Annotated in this window: 3 protein-coding genes; 2 read left to right on the top strand and 1 reads right to left on the bottom strand. The window is 37.5% G+C overall.

What is annotated here, in order from left to right; translation table 11 throughout:
- Together ACYVTD_RS13305 and ACYVTD_RS13300 are read left to right on the top strand one after the other, a co-directional pair.
- On the top strand, positions 1-191 hold a 191-nt coding region (locus ACYVTD_RS13305; protein ID WP_461248220.1), incomplete at its 5' end, for a hypothetical protein.
- Positions 188-694 carry a hypothetical protein gene (locus tag ACYVTD_RS13300; RefSeq protein ID WP_461248219.1) on the top strand — a complete coding sequence of 169 codons (507 nt, stop codon included), beginning with the start codon at positions 188-190 and terminating at the stop codon, positions 692-694. The genes ACYVTD_RS13305 and ACYVTD_RS13300, both read left to right, overlap by 4 nt.
- A 221-nt stretch (positions 695-915) precedes the next feature.
- Here the strand turns inward: ACYVTD_RS13300 and ACYVTD_RS13295 are convergent.
- The coding region (locus tag ACYVTD_RS13295) for a nucleotidyltransferase family protein (protein WP_461248218.1) at positions 916-1,212 on the bottom strand (297 nt) is incomplete at its 5' end.

Raw genomic sequence — 1,212 nt, 5'->3', positions numbered from 1 at the left:
ATATGGTACAGGCTTATGAAAGCAAGATAGAAGAAAGCATTGAAAAAAAATATGGTGTACGGGCGCGGGCTGTTGTGGAAATAGATGACGCGAATGTGATAACTTTGAAGAAGATTGTGTTATATGATGATGAACATAAAAGTGAGATACAAAAAGAATATAAACCAGAAAAAATGGAGGTTAAAAAATGAAAGAAGAAATGAAAGAAAGAGTGTTGGAGTTTGGGAAGAAGTATTACATTTATTTGATACTTATGGCAGTTTGCTTGATTGGGTGGATTGCTTTTGCACCGAATAAAAAAGAAACACCTATTAGCAATTCGGTTACGTCTAACTCAAATTATGCAAGGGAATTAGAGACTAAACTGGAAGACATGGTTTCTTGTATGTATGGCGCAGGGGAAGCTAAAGTGACTATTACTCTTAGCTCGCAAACAAAACAAATTTTGGCAAAAGATGAAAAAACGACGACTGATACGCAAATTGAGAAATCAGATAGAATGCAGAAGGAGACAGCTGTTGCGGTTGTCAATGGAAGCCCAATTATAATAGAGGAAGAGTTGCCGAAAATTGCTGGCGTTTGTGTTATTGCGAGGGGAGCGGGAGATAAAAAAACAGCAGAGAATATACGGTCTGCTGTTGCAAGTTCATTGGGGATTCGCGAGGGTAAAGTTGCTGTGTTCCAGAAGAGATAGCTATTTTATTTGTGAGAGAAGACGACGGAAAAGTTTGCCGTATTCTGGAATGTCTTTGCTCGCTATGCTCCAAACCATTTCGAAGTTGACAGAGCCGTATTTGTGCGCGTTTTATAACTTTGTCGTTATTGAATTCTGTATATGTAGTTATATTGAATCTTTTGAGGGCATCTATGATTTCGTCGCAATTTTCGATTAAAAGGGTTAAAACCATTTCATCTCTATTTTTCATAGATTACCACCGAATTTTCTTGAACATCTTCTTTTATGAACGGGTTTAGATAGTCTTCGAATGTAATGTCTATGTTTAGTTTTATAGCGTCACGCATTTTGCGTTGGAAGTCATAGTATGGTTTGAGTTCTAAAGTTGCGGTTGGAGAAATTACGAGGTCTAGGTCGTCGCCAGCTGAAGCTTTGCCACTTGCGTACGAACCAAAAACGACGGCTTTTTTAATATTGAATTCGACGAAAATTGGAATTAGTTTTTCTCTTAATTCCTCTAGAGAATAGACCTTATC

This window comes from Treponema sp. R6D11, assembly GCF_054786075.1.
This window is presented reverse-complemented; position numbering and strand designations above follow the sequence as displayed.

What these genes read in the sequence shown, in the direction of transcription:
- ACYVTD_RS13300 (WP_461248219.1), top strand. Translation starts at nt 188, where the DNA reads ATGAAAGAAGAAATGAAAGAAAGAGTGTTGGAGTTTGGGAAGAAGTAT.